Genomic DNA, 16,066 nt, shown 5'->3' with positions numbered 1-16,066 from the left:
AAAAGCTAATGTGGTTGAACAAAATGTTCGCTATACTCTCATCAGTTAAAATTGAAATAAAACGATATGTTAAATTTAAAATCTTCTCATAGTACTGCATTCACACCTTCTTCCCCAGCAGAACGCTATGCTGAGGCTTTAGCTTCAGGTCAATTTATGGCAGATGAAGCGCAAGCACAGGCAGTGCAAGAATTAGATCGCGTATGGAAAGAACTTTTAAACCGTTATAAAGCCTCAAAAAAAGCTTTCCGTCGTTTTCGTCGCCAAACTTCACCTAAAGGTGTATATATGTGGGGCGGAGTAGGCCGTGGTAAAACTTGGCTTATGGATCAATTTTACGAGTCTGTGCCATTTCGTCGTAAAACGCGTATGCATTTTCATCATTTCATGCAACATGTTCATAAAGAACTAAATAAGCTTTCAGGCCAGCGTAATCCACTTGAAATCGTAGCTGACCAAATCTATAAAGATGCTGTCGTTATCTGTTTCGATGAGTTCTTTGTATCAAACGTAACAGATGCAATGATTTTGAGCGATTTATTCCAAAAATTGTTTGTACGTGGTGTAACATTAATTGCAACATCAAACATTGCACCAGATGGCTTATATAAAAACGGTATTCACCGTGATCGTTTCTTGCCAACCATCGAAATGGTTAAAAAGAACTGTGCTGTTTTAAACGTAGATGCAGGTGTGGACTATCGTTTACGCGTACTAAAACAAGCTCAATTATTCAAATCGCCATTAACGAATGAAGCACAAAGCTGGATGGCTGAACGTTTTAGTGCATTAACTCATACACAAGCTCATTCTCAAGAGCCGATTGTGATTAATAATCGTGTTGTCGAGACTCTGGGGCATACAGAAGATGTGTTGTGGTGTGAGTTTTCTGAACTCTGCTTTAAACCACGTAGCCCAGCAGATTTCATTGAAATTGCAAATATTTATAATACGGTTCTAGTCAGTAATGTTCCTCATTTGACAGATTTCTTGTCAGAAGGCACTCGTCGCTTTATTTATCTAGTCGATGAATTCTATGATCGTGGAGTGAAATTACTTTTAACGTCCCAAGATAGTATTATTGATATCTATCAAGGTGAAAAATTAGCATTTGAAATTGAACGTACGCGCTCACGTTTGCTAGAAATGCAATCTGATGAATATTTACATTCTGAACATCGTCATATTGATGCTACTAAAACTTCTTAAGAAAGTAGATATGAAAAGCGCTCTAAATTGGGCGCTTTTTTTACAACAAAAATTGATAAATTTAGTTAAATAGTGCTTTTTCACGCTGTAAAGTTTGATATAACTAAATACGCTTTAGAAAAACAAGATAGTGAAATTTTTTGTCTGTTAACAAAAAGTCTAGTTTCGGTATCTTTAAATATTGAATAAATTGTTGGGAATCCTAGTTAGAATTTTAATATTTCCTATATAGAAAACTTTATCTTTGTCAATAGTTTTGCAAGGGAAAATGCTTACTATTTAGGAATGTGATATTAGTATCCAGCTTAATTTAAATCGGTATACTAGGATTCTCTTGGTATAAAAAGTAGCAACTTCAGGAAAGACAATGACTGCACGTATTCAAAAAGGCAAGTTAGCGATTGCTAAAGAACTTTACGATTTTATCGAAAATGAAGCTTTACCAGGTTCTGGTTTAGATAGTGAAACTTACTGGAAGAACTTTGAGCAAGTTGTTGTCGATCTTAGCCCAAAAAATAAAGCATTATTGGCTAAGCGTGATGAATTACAAGCAAAAATTGATGAATGGCACCGTAACAACAAATTTGAATTAGGTGCTTATAAAGCGTTCTTAACTGAAATTGGTTATTTATTGCCAGAAGTTGAAGATTTTCAAATTACTACTGAAAACGTAGACGAAGAAATTGCTTTGTTGGCAGGACCACAGTTAGTTGTACCTGTACGTAATGCACGTTATTGCTTAAATGCAGCAAATGCCCGTTGGGGTTCTTTATATGATGCACTTTACGGCTTCGATGTAATTTCTGAAGAAGGTGGAGCTGAAAAGGGTAAAGGATATAATCCTGTTCGTGGTGCAAAAGTTATTGAGTTCGCTAAGAATTTCTTAAATGAAGTTTTCCCGCTTGCTCAAGGTTCACATGCAGATGTAACAAAATATGCAATTGAGCAAAATAAACTCGTTGTAACTTTGAAAGATGGTTCAAAAACAGGTTTAGCTCATGAAGCTCAGTTTGTTGGTTTCAATGGTGAAGAAGCAAATCCTTCAGAAGTTGTACTTTTAAGTAATGGTCTTCATGTCATTATCGAAATTGATCCAAATAGCCCAATTGGACAAACTGATTCAGCGGGTGTTAAAGATTTAACATTTGAAGCGGCAGTAACCACAATTCAAGATTTGGAAGACTCTGTTGCGGCTGTCGATGCAGAAGAAAAAGTTGAAGGTTACCGTAACTGGTTGGGTTTAATGAAGGGTACACTTCAAGAATCTATTGAAAAGAACGGTAAAACGATTGTTCGAGATCTAAATAAAGATCGCGAAATTAAAAACTTAATTGGTGGTACAACAAAACTTCATGGTCGTTCACTTATGTTACTTCGTAACGTAGGTCACTTAATGACGAATCCAGCTATTTTGGTAGACGGCGAAGAAATTTTTGAAGGTATTATGGATGCATTGGTAACTCCATTGTTATCAATTGCTGATATTCGTAGTACAAACGAAAATAAAAACTCTCGTAAAGGTTCTATGTATATTGTTAAGCCAAAAATGCATGGTCCTGAAGAAGTTGCATTTGCTGTAGAGTTATTTGAGCGTGCTGAACAGGCGATTGGATTACCTCCTAAATCGTTAAAAATCGGTATTATGGATGAAGAGCGCCGTACGTCTGTAAACTTGAAGAACTGTATTGCTGCTGCAAAAGACCGTACGATCTTTATTAATACTGGCTTTATGGACCGTACGGGTGACGAAATCCATACTTCTATGGAAGCTGCACCAGTTGTTCGTAAAGAAGCGGTTAAAACACAAAAATGGATTGCTGCTTACGAAAACCGTAACGTTGCAATTGGTTTGAAATGTGGTTTACAAGGTAAAGCACAGATTGGTAAAGGTATGTGGCCAAAACCAGATAGCATGAAAGATATGTTAGCAACTAAAGCTGCTCATCCAAATGCTGGTGCTTCATGTGCTTGGGTTCCATCTCCAACTGGTGCGGTACTTCACGCCATGCATTACCATCAAGTGAATGTAAAAGCACGTCAAGATCAGTTAAAAGCTGAAGAAATGTTGTCATTAGATGACTTGTTAACCCCGCCGTTTGCACCAGAAACAAACTGGTCAGCAGAAGAGATCAACAATGAACTTGAAAATAACTGCCAAGGTATTTTAGGTTATGTTGTTCGTTGGGTTGACTTAGGTGTGGGTTGTTCGAAAGTTCCTGATATTAACAACGTGGGCTTAATGGAAGACCGTGCAACATTACGTATTTCTTCTCAACACGTTGCTAACTGGTTACGTCACGGTATTGTGACTCGTGAACAAGTTGAAGAAGTGCTTAAACGCATGGCAAAAATTGTTGATGAGCAAAACGCGAATGACCCATTGTATAAACCAATGGCAGCTAACTTTGAAACAAATATTGCTTTCCAAGCAGCTTCTGATCTTATCTTCAAAGGTTGTGAACAGCCTTCTGGTTACACTGAGCCGTTACTTCATGCTGCTCGTTTGAAGTTAAAAGGTTATACAGGTGATTAATTTCATCCTGTTTTGAAAAAGCCTCTTCGGAGGCTTTTTTATTTTCGGTATATTTTGTGCTTATAGAAAGGGAATATATAGCTAAAAGGTTTTGAATTTGATTAGTCTAAAAGATCTCGATCGTGAGAATTGGATTCGATGTGCAAGATTATCATTAGATGAATCTCAAAAAGATTATGTTGCACCAAATGTATATTCTATTGCTGAGTCTAAAGTCGAGGAACATTACTGTCCAAGAGTGATTTTTTCGGATGATAAAGTCATTGGATTCTTAATGTATTGTATCGAAGTTGATCCACCTGATGAGACATTATTTTGGTTGTTTCGTTTTATGATTGATGCAAATAATCAGGCTAAAGGTTGTGGTACCACGGCATTGCAAATAGCGATTGATGAAATGGCTGCAAAAGGAGCTAAGCGTATTCGAACAATGTATAAATCATCCAACTATGTGGCTGGAAAACTTTATAAAAGAAAGGGTTTTGAAGAAACTGGAGAATATGATGAATGTGGAGATATTATTCTAGAGTTGAATATTTCTAATTAAAAAAACGCTAACTGAAGATTCATGTTAGCGCAGGAGTTAATAGAATTAAATATATTGAAAAGCAATATTAGTTACTGCTCACAATTCCAATTTTAGTGACACCTAAACGTTGTGCTGTAGCCATGACCATCGCTACATTCTTATATTCAGCCATCTGGTCTGGTTTGAGTTTGATTTGGTCTTGATCTTTCTTAGCAACAACATCTTGAAATAAAGTCTCTAGTGCCTTTCGGTCAGAAACCTCTTGGTTATTCCAAAATACTTTGCCTACTGCATCAATTCTTACATCAATCACTTCAGGTGGTTTTTCATTTGTTGGTGGCGGTGTGCCATTTGGCAAATTAATATTAATCGCGTTGTTTGGTGCAGGTATGGTAATAATAAACATAATAATGAGTACCAACATGACATCAATAAGCGGTGTCATGTTGACTTCTAACATCACATCATCATCATTATTTGAACCAACATTCATACCCATAAAATTCTCCTTAAGTTAATTACGGGGAGGCTGGAGGGGTAGTAACAAAAGCAATTTTGCCAATACCAGCTTCTTTGGTCGTACTAATGACCTGATCTATCGCTTCAAAATGGGTAAGCTGATCACCCCGGATATGAACTTCTGGCTGAGGTCGTTTTTGTGCAACTGCTTGAAGTTTTGCCAGCAATATTTCTTTACTAGGCACATAACTTTCGTTCCAGAAAATATCGCCTTTCTTATTTACTGACAGTTGAATATTTTCAGGCGTGGTTGCATATGGAGTATTTTTTTCTTCTGGTAGTTTCACTGGAACCGTATGTGTGACTACCGGAATAGTAATAAGAAAAATAATAAGTAAAACCAACATGACATCAACCAGAGGTGTCGTGTTAATTGTGCCAATCATTTCGTCATCATCTTCAGAACCAACACTCATACCCATAATGTTTGCTCCTGATTATTTAATACTGCGATTAACTGAATTATTGGTATTAATTTCTCCACTTAATAAAACCGCATGTAAATCTGAACCAAATGAACGGACATTTTCCATAACTGCTTTATTTCGGCGAGTAAGCCAGTTGTAACCAAGTACAGCAGGTACTGCGACTGCAAGACCAATCGCTGTCATAATGAGAGCTTCACCAACGGGCCCTGCAACTTTATCGATAGATGCTTGACCTGAGATACCGATGGCTGTTAATGCATGATAAATTCCCCAGACGGTACCAAAAAGACCAACAAATGGTGCGGTAGAACCTACTGTTGCTAAAAAGGCTAAACCACCACCTAAATGATTTTGTATTTTCTCAATTGCGCGTTGAATTGAAATGCTCACCCATGTATTAAAATCGATTCGTTCAAGTAAAGAACCGCCATGTGATTTAGTTGAATTAATGCCTTTTTCTGCAATAAAGCGATAAGCGCTACTTTGTTCTAAACCTTCTGCAGCATTATCAAGGGAAGTCGCTTCCCAGAAATGTTTTTCAGCTTCTTTGCCTTGGCGTTTAACTTTACCTTGCTGCAATAGTTTAGAGATGATGATGTACCAAGTTCCAATCGACATGAGTACTAATATAAATAAGGTAGACTTAGCAACTAAATCACCTTCACGCCAAAGGGCTTCTAGGCCATATGGGTTTTTAACAGTTTCACTCGTTGCTGGCTTTGGTGGTGGAGTAGGAGTTGCAGCATTTGAAGTTGTCTCAGCGGTTGCTGTTGCAACTGGAGTATTAGTTTCTTCTGCAAAAACCGAGCTTAATGGAAGTAACGAGCATGCTGCGATTAAACTTGCAGAAGCGAAACGAACTAAGGGTTGAGTTGATTTTTTCATCATATATCTCCAATATTTTTTAATTTCTTGCTAATTCAATTGTTTATTCAATTACAAATGGATATTCAATTTCATACCAGTCTTGCTGAGGTACGCCATCTTTCATTGCTGGTTTAAACGTACATAAGCTGTAAGCTTTAGTGGCCGCTTTATCTAAAATTTTGCTACCACTCGATTTTTTTACTTTGGCATCAATAACTTTGCCGGATGTATCAACCAGAACACGTATTCGCACTGTCCCTTGTTCTTCATTCATAAGTGCTTCGCGTGGATATTCTGGTTTTTCACAGCCAGCTGAACCCTCTGAAACACCACGACTCACACCAGCTGGTTTTGGTGCCGGTGCAGCAACTACTGGAGCAGGTGCTGCAACAGGGCTTGGAGATGGGGTACTAGGTGCCGCAGGAGCTGGGGTAGCCACTTTAGTTGGTTGAGTTACCGGAGTTGTTTTTTGTACAGGTATCACTTTTTCGACCTGTTTCACTGGCTCAGGAACCTTGGCAACTTTTTCTACCATTTTTGGTGGCTCAGGTGGTTTTTCCTTAGGTTTTGGCTCCTCCGGCTTTGGTGGAGGAGGTGGCCTAATATCCTGAATAATTTGTAATTCCACAGGTTTTTCTGCTGGTTTTTGAATATTGTTTGCTAAACCTGACATCAGAATATAGGCAACAAGAAGATGCAGAAAAATGACTGCAGCAATACCAATTAAGCGTTTGGCAGATTTATTTTCTATGTCTGTAAAAGTCATGCCCATAGTTACTCCTGAAACTGTAGACAAACAATTTTTAAAATGACTGTTTGGCTAAGAGTGAGTATTTGTTCTGCAAACTAACCGGTGAGAGTTATATTTGCAGAACAACCATTTAGAACTTATATGTACCTCGTACAAAGTAAGTACGTCCTAAAGGATCGGCATAACGTGGGTCATATCCCATTTGGAAGTTGTCACCAACATTTGACGCAGGAGGGTCTTCATCAAAGATATTCTTAATGCCCGCTGTAACTTCTAGATTTTTAAAGCCTTTGTAGGTGCCTGAAATATTATAGGTTGTATAGTCGCTCACTTTGTGATTTCGATAGCCTGCCTTAACTGAAGAACTTGAATTTTGATCCTCATAACCGCGTGAAAAATTTTGTTGTAGGTTTAAAGCCCAATTCTCATAATTCCAATTTAGGTTTGCAGTATGTTTCCAGCGAAGAATAATAGCTTGGTAGTCTAGACCGCTATAAGTGCCTGCAACACTTTTCCATTCACCATTTTGCTCGGCTTGATATTTGTAATCCGTAATATATGTTCCATCGATATTGAAACCAAAACGACCTGTAGCAGTCATTGGAGAAACCCAATTTAAGCCCACATCGAAACCAGATGTTTTAATTCCACCTAAATTTTGTTGTGTTGTAATAATATAATCTAATGAGCCATCTGGATTACGTACAAATTTGTCTGCATATTTCACAGGGTCATCAAAAATAGCAGTTTCTGAAAGCGTAGCAATTTGCTTGTCTAATTTTTAATTGGTTCAAATACTAAGCCAGCAGTAAAAGACTTTGACTCTTCCGGATCAAGACTTTTATTTCCCCCATTTTGTCTATCAAATTGCATATTACAATCACGTTCTCTTACACCACCTGGTTTTAAGACATTCCCTGGGCACAGTACGGGATCATAATAGTATCCACCTGTATTGGTTACTGAGTTTGGTCCATTCACTTCCCAAAGTGTTGGAGCTCTGAAGCCCGTACTATAAGTCGTACGGAACATTAACTGTTTAATAGGTTCCCAACGAAGTGCAAATTTTGGATTAAACGTATCGCCAAAATCGTTGTAGTCATCATAACGAGCAGCGATTTGAGCTTCTAAAGTTTTATGAAGGGGGATATGAAATTCGGTAAATACCGATTTAATATTACGATCGCCAGTATTTACTGGTTCATCAGGATCTACGCCTGTACTAGGTGCAACTCGGGCAACATCGGTAACGACTTTTGAGGTCCAATCTTCATAACGATAGCTTGCTCCAACTGCAAAAGCCACTTCTCCTGCTGGTAATTTAAATATAGGTCTACTTGCAGTGAAATCGACAGTAGTTGTATCTAGGTTAGCTTTTAAGTATTTACCTTCAACTCCTAACTCATTCCATACATTCGCATCTTCAGGGTTTTGCGGTCCGAATGGATTTAAAATACCATTGTTTAAAGCTTCTTGTGTTTTATCAAAATTTAAATATCCGCTTAGGACAGCATCTGATGCACTACTATGCGCATAAGTAACGCCGGAGTTAATGTCCCAACCATGAGTTTCACCCTCAATACCGGCAAATATTCTATGTGATTGGTTAATACTATTACTTACACGATTACCTGATTGTGAACGTAGATATAATGGGATAGGCCCCGTAGCACCAGCTAGAGCAGGAGTTATGCCATTTCCTGGATAATATTTACTACTAGGATCAAGCGTCAGATCAAAAAATACATCTGGTGCAACTGAAGTTGTAACCTCATTTCTTGCATATAAGTATTCTGCAATCGCATTAAAGTTATCGTTCAGTTTAAACGTAGCTCGGCCCATAGCTGAGATGTCTTCTGTCTTTGGAACAATTCCAATCACAGCTTGGCTGTTATATAGACAAGTTGTTCCCTCTTTACTCGGCTTAACAAGTGGATTGTCACCGCAACCTGTAGATGCATATGGGTTACTCAAGCCTGGAACATTGGCTGGGAATGAACCACTACTGGTTTTATCTATACCTAATTCAGGTAATATCCCTCCACGTCGACTAACTTTACGATCTTTGGCCATAACGTCGTTACCATGTCGGTAATCGATGACACCAAAAATATTAAATCCATTTTCATCAAGATCACCGTAACCACCAAATACGCTTAGATCTTGTGTCTCACCTCCATTTTGCTCTGGTTGGGTCAAACCACCACTGATGTTTAAACCAGTGAATTGTTTTTTAGTAATGAAGTTAATTACCCCACCAATTGCATCAGTTCCATAAATGGAAGAAGCACCATCTCGTAAAACCTCAATACGGTCTAACATTGCGAGTGGAATAATATTTAAGTTTGTGACACCGCTATCATAAGCATTTGCAGCTAATCGACGACCATTAAGTAAAACAAGTGTTTTATTTGCCCCTAAAGCTCTAAGGTTCGCTGCTGAACCCACAGTCCTACTTGCGCCTACGTTACTTGCAGTCACAAAATTTGACTGGTTTGCGCTGATCTTTGCCAAAGCCTCTTCAGTTGTTGTTACCCCTTGTTTTAAGATTTCATCAACTTTCACCACGGTGATTGGCGAAGCACTTTGTGCCGCAACTCCTTTGATTGAAGAACCTGTAACGGCAACTTTTATGACTTTTGTTGGTTTTTCATCAGTACTTGATTGTTCAGTTTCTGCTGCCTGTGCCAGGGTAAGACACATCATACTTAAACTAAGGGTGCTTAATTTAAGAATTGTTTTGCTGATCTTGGGGGTTGCCTGAGATCGAACATTGTATTTTTTTTTCATCGTGGATTTGATCCCTTTTTGTTGTCGTTAGCGATATTGCTGGAAAGTTTTTAAGCAAAGCAAGTGCCAACTATATATTTTTCTTTTTTTAGTTTATGCAAAATATTGATATATATTGATTTTATTATGATTCAGCACGAATGTTCATCTTTTATTAAACAAAAATAAATTTTCCGTTTGGAAAATTTTTGATCGATGGCCAAAAGTTTCAAATTTTTTTGTATAAAAAATACACATTGCTGGACTCTTCACATGCTTAATAAATAAAAATGTATCGTTTTAGAACCTTTTTATATGTAATGTTATAATATTTATTTCTATGTCTTTGAGTTATTTTTTTATTATAAATCAATATATTGAATGTTGGTTATGTGTGGGGGGAGCTTGATCTAATGTGGAACATAATTAATTTTTAATGTATTTTATTTGTGCATTTAAGGTATTAGATGATTAACATATGCAAATATAATATTTGGCAAAAAGTTACTTTTATTTATATAGTTCAACCGTTTTTAAGTATCTAATAAAAATATGAATTTTTAATATTTTTAAATATTTTAATATGGATATTAATAAGTGGCATGAAATTCGCTTTATATTCAATAGTTACAAAACACTAGGTGTTTAAGTTTATTTTTTCCATTTGATCAAATAAAAAGATGATAAAGGAAAGTGAATTTTAAATCCTAAATAGGCCTATCTGTTGAAAAAGAACTTTTCTTATGCAGATTTAGATGTTACTCAAAAGGATAATATCTTTTAAAAAACTAATTACGTGGGTATGAACTTGAAATTAAAATTTTTTAAGCTCGCCATTTTAAGTCTGGCTATTACATCAGTTCCTTGTGCTTACGCAATTACGCCAGCGCAACCAAACAAAATTTTGCATGTTGCCTATGAAGCCCCAGATGATGGCTTTGATATGGTTAAAACCACCAATTTCTATAGTGCTAATATTGCTGAAGCAATTTTTGAGCCTTTACTCAAATATGACTATCTGGCACGTCCATTACAGTTAGCTCCCTATACAGTAGAGAGCCTGCCTAAAGTGGAACAAGACGGTAAAGTTTATACTTTTAGAATTAAGTCAGGTATCTATTTTACCAATGATCCCGCTTTTAAAGGTAAACGCCGTGAGTTAGTGGCTGAAGACTATGTTTATACAATTAAACGTATTCTAGATCCTAAAAATAGAGCACCGTCTGTTTCATTTATTGATGGTAAGTTACTAGGTGCTGATGCGGTTGTAGCCCAAGCAAAGAAAACTGGAAAATTTGATTATGCTGCTCCAATCGCAGGAATTAAAGCGCTTGATCGATATACGCTACAATTTACTTTAACTCGCCAAGACTATAATTTTCCTTACATTCTTGCCTATATTACTTTTGGCGGAGTTGCTAAAGAGGTTGTCGATTATTACGGTGACCGTATTGGTATGCATCCTGTAGGTACTGGCCCTTATATGTTAAGTAAGTATGTACCAAGAAGTAAGGTCGAGTTGGTTGCTAATCCTGATTATCGTGGTTTCGTCTGGAACTTTAAGTCGACAGGAACACCTTGGGATAACCAGCTTGTTAAGGAAATGTCTGGAAAGAAAATGCCACAAATTGGAAAGGTGGTGGTCAGTATTATTGAAGAACAACAGTCAAGATGGTTAGCTTTTCAGTCGGGTCAACTAGACTTTGACAAACTTACCGCAGATGCTGTTCCTCAAGCTTTAGATGGAAATCAGCTTAAAGCTTCTTTTAAGAAGAGAGGAATTAAACACTTCCCATATAAGGAACCTGAAATTACCTATACGATGATGAACATGCGTGATCCGGTAATTGGTGGTTTTAGCCCAGAAAAGATCGCTCTTCGTAGAGCAATTACTTTGTCGTATAATCAAAAAGAAAGTATAAAACAGGCTTATAAAGGGCAAGCTGTTCGGGCTGAAATGTTTATACCTGAAGGTGTGAATGGCTATAATCCGAAATATAAAAGTAGCGTAGGATATAACCCGCTGCTAGCAAATAAATTACTTGATTATTATGGTTATAAAAAAGGTGCTGATGGTTATAGAACCCAGCCAAACGGGAAACCTTTGATTTTAAAAATCAATACAGAAAATAGCTCGGCTTCAGTTATTCACTCCGAACTCTGGAAAAAGAATCTGGATGCGATTGGCATTCGAGCTGACTTTAAGGTAAGTAATTTTGCAGATAACTTAAAAGCCGTAACTCAATGTAAATATATGATTTGGAGTGGGGCATGGATTGCTGACTATCCTGAAGGAGATAATTTTGCACAGTTGCTTTATGGACCAAATGCTGGGCAGGGGAACCATGCTTGTTATCAGTCCAAAACGTATGATGCCCTTTATACTCAGGCCATTCATTTACCACCGCAACAACGCCTGCCATATTATGAAAAACTTAATCGCCAGATTGAAGCTGATAATCCATGGATCGTTCATCTAACCCGTATTCGTAACTGGTTAGTACGACCACAAGTTCAGGGTTTTAAACCCCATCCTATGATGAATACAAACTGGCAATATCTTGATATTACTCCTACTAAAAAATAATTTTAGATAAAGATCATGATGACTGAAAATTTAATACAAAAGTTCAAGCACTGTAGTATCGGCTTGCTATTCGCTAGTATGGCCTTAACGGGATCTACAAGTATTTTTGCGAAAAGCCCAGCCGATCCGAATAAAGTTTTACGTTATGTATTTCCAACAGCTGAGACAGGTTTCGACCCGGCTTATATCCATGATTTATATTCTGCGCATGTAACCACATCGATATTTGAAACTCTATATACCTATGATTATTTAGCAAGGCCGGCAAAACTTATTCCGCAAATAGCAACCGCTATGCCAGAAGTCAGTGCCGATGGTTTGACCTATACCATTCGTATTAAGAAGGGAATTTATTTTACACCAGACCCTGTTTTTAAAGGCAAACCTAGAGAATTAACAGCCAATGATTATGCGTACTCTTTTAAGCGTTTATTGGACCCGAATCTGCGCTCTCCAAATAGCTGGTTATTAGAAAACAAAATTGAAGGTATGGATGCTTTAGTGAAAGCAGCCAATAAGTCCGGAAAATTTAACTATGACCAAAAGGTAAGTGGTTTACAAACACCTGATAAATACACTTTGGTGATTCGTTTAGTTAAACCAGACTATAACTTTCCTTTATTACTGGCCCATGACCCGACAGGTGCGGTGGCACGTGAAGTCATCGAAAAGTATAAAGACAAAGCTGGTTATGTAATGGGCCATCCTGTAGGTACAGGTCCTTATGTGCTGAGCAAGTGGGTACCAGCATCGCGTATTGTTTTAAAAGCGAATCCTGATTATCGGGGCTTTACTTGGAACTTTACTGCCAGCAGCCCTGAAGATCAGGCAATAGTAAAACGCCTTAAAGGTAAAAAAATGCCTCAAATCGGCACAATTGATATTCAGGTAATGGAAGAAAACCAATCGCGGTGGCTAGCATTTCAGCGTGGTGAGGTTGATATATTTCAGCTTGAAGGTCAATTGGTCGCAAAAGCGATTAAAGGCGGCAAACTAAGACCTGAACTTGCTAAAGATGGTGTGCAGTTATCTCGCATTGTTGACCCCGAAATTAGCTATATTTATTGGAATCTTAAAAATCCAGTTGTTGGCGGAATGAGTAAAGAAAAAATTGCTTTACGCCGTGCGATTGCGATGTCTCGTTCGATAGATCAAGAAATTAAACTAGTAAGAAATGATGATGCACAGCGTCTACATTTTCCAATTCCACCAGGTGTAGTGGGTAATGACCCTCAATACAGAACCAGTACTCCATATTCGGTGAAAGCAGCAAATTTACTATTAGATAGATATCACTATAAAAAAGATGCCTCAGGTTGGCGTACGCAACCAGACGGAAAACCTCTGGTCATTGAATATATGGCGCGTAGTGACAGTATTGGGCAGCAAAGCGCTGAGCTCTGGAAGAAAAATTTTGATAGCTTGAATATCCGTATGGTCTTTAAACCCATGCTCTTTGCAGATCTAATTCGTGCGCAAAAACAATGCGACGGTATGTTCGGGTCTTCTGCATGGATAGCAGATTATCCAGATGGGGATAATTTTATGCAGAATTTTTATGGACCTAATACACATATGACGAACTGGTCTTGTGGTTCTATTCCAGAGTTTGATCAGTTGTATCGCCAAACGCAACAAATGCAAGCAGGTCCTGAGAGAGATGCACTTTATCGAAAAATGACACGGTTATTAGAAGTGTATATGCCTGTCCAAATCTCTTATGCACGCTACCGGAATATGCTGGCTCAACCAAAAATCATTGGATATAAGAAGCATCCAATTTTACATGCAGAGTGGATGTATTTCGATATTGATACAAATACTAAATCTAATCATTAAATGAAAAAAATTGGAGATACGATGAAAAATAACGCACTGAAAATGACAACCTTATGTGTGTTGACCATGGGTATAAGTCAATTTGCAACGGCAGAGACAACACGTCCTACTTTGCCATTACTTAAAGCACAACAACTTCCAGCATGGTGTGATGCGAATTTAAAAAAGATTCAGAAAGAGATTTCAAATTTTGAAAAAACGCCTGTTAAAGATAATGCAGCAGCGGCGCCTATATTGGCAAAGTGGGATAAAATTTTTGCGCATTTTGAAGATTTCTCAGGTCCTATAAGTCTATATAGTAACGTAGACCCAGATGCAAAGTTACGTAAAGCAGCAGAAGACTGTGAAATCAAAATTAATCAGTTTCACACTGATATATTTCAGAACCCGAAGCTATATAATTTAATTAAAAATACACAAGCAACAGACCCAATTGACCAAAAATACCGTCAAGATATCTTAGATCAGTTTGAAGACACAGGGGTTCAACTTGAGCCAGTAAAGCGTGCAAGAATGAAGGCTATTCTGGATGAGCTGACTAAACTCGAACAAGAATATGCCCGTAACGTCCGTGATAATCCGGAGAAACTTGAGTTTACTCCTGAAGAGATGAAAGGCTTACCTCAAAGTTATATTTCAGCATTAAAGAAAAATGCTAAAGGCAATTATTTATTAGGTTTTGAGTATCCAGAGTATCGTCCTTTTATGGAGTTAGCAGATAATGATGATGCTCGAAAAAGATATCAAATTGCCTTTACTCGACGGGGTACTGAACAAAATTTAAAACTACTTAAACAGGCAATTGATTTGCGCTATGAGCTTGCAGAGTTATTTGGAAAAGCAAGTTATGCAGATTGGGTTTTAAAAGACCGCATGGCAAAAACGCCCGAAGCTGTAAATCAGTTTTTGGCAGAAGTACAAAAAACAGTAGCACCACTAGAGCGTAAAGAAGTAGAAGAACTCCGAGCATTTAAAGCAGAAACTTTAAAAACGCCATTAGAAAAAACCGAGATAACACGTTGGAGTGAAGCTTATTGGAGTGAAAAACTTCGTAAGAGCAAATATCAGATTGATCAGGAAAAACTTCGTGATTATTTTCCAACTTTAGCTGCTCAAAAATGGTTGTTTGCCATTTCATCTGACCTTTATGGTATTGATTTTAAACCTGCCAAAGTTAAAGCATGGCAGGTTGAAGTTGAATATTACGATGTAGTTGACAAAAAAACAGGAAAGCTTCTTGGTGGCTTATATATGGATAAATTCCCTCGTGAAGGGAAGTATGGCCATGCTGCCGTTTGGGGAGTATATGGTGGTAGTACATTAACCAACCGCTTACCAGTTTCAGCACTAGTCACGAACTTTAATCGTAAAGGGCTAAATAGCGATGAGCTTGAAACTTTTGTTCATGAGTTTGGTCATGCTCTACACGGTATTTTGTCAAATACACGTTATGCGAGTCAGTCTGGAACATCCGTAGAACGTGATTTCGTAGAGGCACCATCTCAAATGTATGAGGAGTGGGCACGCCGTAAAGAAACCTTATCTAAAGTGGCCGATTATTGCGATCCAGCCTGCCCACGTGTTAACGATGAGTTAATTGCCCGTTTAAAAGCTGTACATAACTATGGTCGTGGCTTGCGTTATGCGCGTCAAACTCTTTATGCACAGTACGATATGTCATTGCATACTGCTGATGCATTAAAAGTAAAACCTTTAGAAAATTGGCAAAAAATGGAAGCTGCTACAGCTTTAGGTTATGTACCAACAACCGAATTTCCGGGGCAGTTTGGGCATTTGATGGGAGGATATCAAGCCGGTTATTACGGCTATATGTGGTCTGAGGTTTTAGCTTTAGACATGCTTTCTGCTTATGGGGACAATCTTAATAATCCGCAAGTTGGACAGCGTTACCGTCAAACCATTTTGTCACAAGGTAGCCAAAAACCAGCGGCTGAATTAGTTAAAGATTTCCTCGGTCGTGATCCTGACAATAAAGCATTCTTTAACGAAATTACCGGACAACGGGTTAAATAAG

At 37.8% G+C, this 16,066-nt stretch carries 10 protein-coding genes and 2 pseudogenes; 6 read left to right on the top strand and 6 right to left on the bottom strand.

The window, feature by feature from the left end:
• The first annotated feature begins 66 nt into the window (after positions 1–66).
• From zapE to KTJ10_RS01210, 3 genes are all read left to right on the top strand, one after another.
• Complete coding sequence (gene zapE / locus KTJ10_RS01220; protein ID WP_002117902.1) at positions 67–1,209, top strand: cell division protein ZapE; 1,143 nt, start codon at positions 67–69, stop codon at positions 1,207–1,209.
• Between the two features lie 367 nt (positions 1,210–1,576).
• Positions 1,577–3,742: a malate synthase G gene (locus KTJ10_RS01215; protein ID WP_262441149.1), complete on the top strand. Its 2,166-nt coding sequence runs from the start codon at positions 1,577–1,579 to the stop codon at positions 3,740–3,742.
• 97 nt (positions 3,743–3,839) lie between these two features.
• Entirely contained in the window at positions 3,840–4,289 is a 450-nt protein-coding gene (locus tag KTJ10_RS01210) for a GNAT family N-acetyltransferase (RefSeq protein WP_262441148.1), read from the top strand.
• 67 nt (positions 4,290–4,356) lie between these two features.
• Here KTJ10_RS01210 and KTJ10_RS01205 read toward each other — a convergent pair whose 3' ends face one another.
• From KTJ10_RS01205 to KTJ10_RS17985, 6 genes and pseudogenes are all read right to left on the bottom strand, one after another.
• Positions 4,357–4,770 carry an ExbD/TolR family protein gene (locus tag KTJ10_RS01205; protein ID WP_262441147.1) on the bottom strand — a complete coding sequence of 138 codons (414 nt, stop codon included), beginning with the start codon at positions 4,768–4,770 and terminating at the stop codon, positions 4,357–4,359.
• Positions 4,771–4,789: 19 nt separating this feature from the next.
• The gene (locus KTJ10_RS01200; protein WP_002118000.1) at positions 4,790–5,212 is read right to left on the bottom strand and encodes an ExbD/TolR family protein; all 423 of its coding nucleotides are present in this window, start codon (positions 5,210–5,212) and stop codon (positions 4,790–4,792) included.
• A gap of 15 nt (positions 5,213–5,227) precedes the next feature.
• Positions 5,228–6,106, bottom strand: a complete 879-nt coding sequence (locus KTJ10_RS01195) for a MotA/TolQ/ExbB proton channel family protein (protein ID WP_081309901.1) — start codon at positions 6,104–6,106, stop codon at positions 5,228–5,230.
• Positions 6,107–6,146: 40 nt separating this feature from the next.
• Complete coding sequence (locus KTJ10_RS01190) at positions 6,147–6,857, bottom strand: energy transducer TonB (RefSeq protein WP_262441145.1); 711 nt, start codon at positions 6,855–6,857, stop codon at positions 6,147–6,149.
• Positions 6,858–6,966: 109 nt separating this feature from the next.
• Positions 6,967–9,626: pseudogene (locus KTJ10_RS01185) on the bottom strand (TonB-dependent receptor).
• A gap of 520 nt (positions 9,627–10,146) precedes the next feature.
• Positions 10,147–10,239, bottom strand: a pseudogene (locus KTJ10_RS17985) (hypothetical protein); the annotation flags it as partial.
• Between the two features lie 162 nt (positions 10,240–10,401).
• Between KTJ10_RS17985 and KTJ10_RS01180 the strand changes: the two are divergent.
• From KTJ10_RS01180 to KTJ10_RS01170, 3 genes are read left to right on the top strand one after another with little or no spacing between them, the layout of a single operon-like run.
• Positions 10,402–12,192, top strand: a complete 1,791-nt coding sequence (locus tag KTJ10_RS01180; RefSeq protein WP_262441144.1) for an ABC transporter substrate-binding protein — start codon at positions 10,402–10,404, stop codon at positions 12,190–12,192.
• Between the two features lie 15 nt (positions 12,193–12,207).
• On the top strand, positions 12,208–14,031 hold the full coding sequence (locus tag KTJ10_RS01175; RefSeq protein WP_262441143.1) for an ABC transporter substrate-binding protein: 1,824 nt from the start codon (positions 12,208–12,210) through the stop codon (positions 14,029–14,031).
• A complete protein-coding gene (locus tag KTJ10_RS01170) occupies positions 14,032–16,065 on the top strand; it encodes a M3 family metallopeptidase (RefSeq protein WP_262441142.1) in 2,034 nt (677 codons plus the stop codon).
• Position 16,066: the final 1 nt, after the last annotated feature.

This window comes from Acinetobacter sp. WU_MDCI_Abxc222, from assembly GCF_025514755.1.
In the GTDB taxonomy this organism is placed as follows: Bacteria; Pseudomonadota; Gammaproteobacteria; order Pseudomonadales; family Moraxellaceae; genus Acinetobacter; species Acinetobacter geminorum.
This window is presented reverse-complemented; position numbering and strand designations above follow the sequence as displayed.

Coding starts and splice junctions, on each gene's coding strand:
- KTJ10_RS01215 (WP_262441149.1), top strand. CDS start 1,577: ATGACTGCACGTATTCAAAAAGGCAAGTTAGCGATTGCTAAAGAACTT.
- KTJ10_RS01175 (WP_262441143.1), top strand. CDS start 12,208: ATGATGACTGAAAATTTAATACAAAAGTTCAAGCACTGTAGTATCGGC.
- KTJ10_RS01170 (WP_262441142.1), top strand. CDS start 14,032: ATGAAAAAAATTGGAGATACGATGAAAAATAACGCACTGAAAATGACA.
- KTJ10_RS01200 (WP_002118000.1), bottom strand. CDS start 5,212: ATGGGTATGAGTGTTGGTTCTGAAGATGATGACGAAATGATTGGCACA.
- KTJ10_RS01190 (WP_262441145.1), bottom strand. CDS start 6,857: ATGGGCATGACTTTTACAGACATAGAAAATAAATCTGCCAAACGCTTA.
- KTJ10_RS01195 (WP_081309901.1), bottom strand. CDS start 6,106: ATGATGAAAAAATCAACTCAACCCTTAGTTCGTTTCGCTTCTGCAAGT.
- zapE (WP_002117902.1), top strand. CDS start 67: ATGTTAAATTTAAAATCTTCTCATAGTACTGCATTCACACCTTCTTCC.
- KTJ10_RS01205 (WP_262441147.1), bottom strand. CDS start 4,770: ATGGGTATGAATGTTGGTTCAAATAATGATGATGATGTGATGTTAGAA.